This window comes from Streptomyces sp. UH6 (assembly GCF_013421635.1).
In the GTDB taxonomy this organism is placed as follows: Bacteria; Actinomycetota; Actinomycetes; order Streptomycetales; family Streptomycetaceae; genus Streptomyces; species Streptomyces abyssomicinicus.
The window spans coordinates 1-2,171 of the sequence record NZ_JACADT010000958.1 but is presented as its reverse complement, the minus strand read 5'-3'; the positions used below and the strand labels follow the sequence as shown (position 1 = coordinate 2,171).

Annotated in this window: 3 protein-coding genes; all 3 read left to right on the top strand. The window is 73.7% G+C overall.

The window, feature by feature from the left end; translation table 11 throughout:
• Position 1: 1 nt before the first annotated feature.
• On the top strand, positions 2 to 658 hold the full coding sequence (locus HW445_RS28015) for a class I SAM-dependent methyltransferase (RefSeq protein WP_180223655.1): 657 nt from the start codon (positions 2 to 4) through the stop codon (positions 656 to 658).
• A gap of 35 nt (positions 659 to 693) precedes the next feature.
• On the top strand, positions 694 to 1,656 hold the full coding sequence (locus HW445_RS28010) for an N-acetylmuramoyl-L-alanine amidase (RefSeq protein WP_180223654.1): 963 nt from the start codon (positions 694 to 696) through the stop codon (positions 1,654 to 1,656).
• 118 nt (positions 1,657 to 1,774) lie between these two features.
• On the top strand, positions 1,775 to 2,171 hold a 397-nt coding region (locus tag HW445_RS28005; RefSeq protein ID WP_308800045.1), incomplete at its 3' end, for a DUF5336 domain-containing protein.

Below are 2,171 nucleotides of genomic sequence, written 5' to 3'. Positions count from 1 at the left end.
CATGTCCGCGACCGCCGGACCCGCGCCCGAGATCCTGGCGGCGTTCGAGGCCGCCAAGGGCTTCATGCCCGTCGACGAGGGCCTCGCCCTGTACGAGGCCGCCGTCGCGGCGGCCCGCCTGGGCCTGCCGCTGCTGGAGGTGGGCACCTACTGCGGGCGTTCCACGATCCTGCTGGCGGACGCCGCCCGCCGTGCCGGGGTCGTCGCGCTCACCGTGGACCACCACCGGGGCAGCGAGGAGCAGCAGCCCGGCTGGGACTACCACGACCCGGGGACGGTGGACCCGGAGATCGGGCTGATGGACACCCTGCCGGCCTTCCGCCGCACCCTGCACCGGGCCGGGCTGGAGGAGCACGTGGTGGCGATGGTCGGCCGTTCGCCGCAGGTGGCGGCGGTGTGGGGGGCGCCGCTCGGCCTGGTCTTCGTCGACGGCGGGCACACCGACGAGCACGCGAACGCCGACTACGAGGGCTGGGCGCCGCATGTGGCCGAGGACGGGCTGCTGGTGATCCACGACGTCTTCCCCGTGAAGCTCGACGAGTTCACCGGCCAGGCCCCGTACCGCGTGTACCTGAGGGCCCTGGGGTCGGGGGCGTTCACCGAGGTCTCGGCGACGGGCACGCTGCGGGTCCTGCGGCGGACCGGGCCGGGTGTCTGAGACCCGGCCGGGCCCGCCCCGTTAGGCTCGCCCCCGTGTCGTACGCAGGTCCGGAATTCGATCCCCGTCCGTCGCCGCCCTCCCGCCGCGGCCGCCGCGCGCTGCTCGCCGCCCTGGTGGTGGCGCTGGCCGCCGCCGGGGTGGTCGTCCAGCGGGCGGTGAGCGGTGACGGGGACGGCGCCGGCTCGCGGGCCGCCTCCTCCGCGTCACCCGACTCCTCTGCCGCGTCCGGGAGTTCGCCGGGCGCGCCCGCGAAGTCCCCCTCCGTCTCGGGCACTTCCTCCCCGTCCGCCGCGTCCACCGCCAAACCCCCTGCGCGGTCGGGGCCGTTGAAGGGCAAGGTCGTGGTGATCGACCCGGGTCACAACACCGGGAACGCGGCGCACACCACCGAGATCAACCGCGCCGTGCGGATCGGGAACGGCGCCAAGGAGTGCGACACCACCGGCACCGCCACCGACGCCGGTTACGCGGAGGCCAGGTTCACCCTGGACGTGTCGCGGCGGCTGCGCACCCTGCTCGAACAGCAGGGCGCCACCGTGCGGTTGACCCAGGACGGCGACCGCCCGTGGGGTCCCTGCATCGACGAGCGGGCCCGGATCGGCAACGAGGCGGAGGCGGACGCGGTGGTCTCGGTGCACGCCGACGGCTCCGCGGCGGGCGACCGCGGCTTCCACGTGATCCTGCCCGGCCCGGTCACCGGTGGCGGCGCCGACACCCGGGGCATCGTCGAGCCCTCCCGTGAGCTGGGCGAACGCATCGCGGGCAACTTCGTGCGGGCCACCGGCAGCGCGCCCTCCGACTACGTGGGCGACGGCACCGGTCTGGTCACGCGGGAGGATCTGGGCGGTCTCAATCTGTCGAAGGTCCCCAAAGTGTTCATCGAGTGCGGCAACATGCGGAACAGCAAGGACGCCGCGCTGCTGACCAGCGGCGCGTGGCGTCAGAAGGCCGCGCAGGGCATTTCCGGCGGAATCGTGGGTTTCCTGCGCGGATGAGCGTCGGACGTGCGTGGACCGGCCCACCGGGTGCCCGCGGTGACGGTGCGGACGATAGGGTCCATCCCGCGGCAGAGCCCGGCACGACACGACGACACGAGACGACGAAGGACTTGTAGTGAACATCCGCTCCCTCACTCGGGGCGACGGCGTGGTGATCGGAGCAGCGCTGTTGCTGTTCATCGCGTCGTTCCTCGACATCGCCGACCTCGGGACCAACGACTACGGCTTCGAGTCCCCCTCCGCCTGGGGCCACCTGCCCCTCGCCCTGGGCGTCTTCCTGGGCGGCGTGATCGGCGCGGCGTTGATCGTCGTCAACCGGTGCCTGCCCCAGCCCCGCAAGGTGGCCGGCCACGACCTCGGCACCGTCGGCGTGGCCTTCACGGTCTTCGCCTTCTGGTACCTGCTGTGGCAGCTGCTGGACTCCGACGGCAGCGCCGGCGCGGGCCTGATCCTCGGGTTCATCGCCGCGCTGCTGCTGGCCGGCGCCGCGGTCGCCGGGAGCCTGGTGCCGG

Excerpts from the sequence above, each read along its gene's own strand:
- HW445_RS28015 (WP_180223655.1), top strand. The coding sequence starts at position 2 with ATGTCCGCGACCGCCGGACCCGCGCCCGAGATCCTGGCGGCGTTCGAG.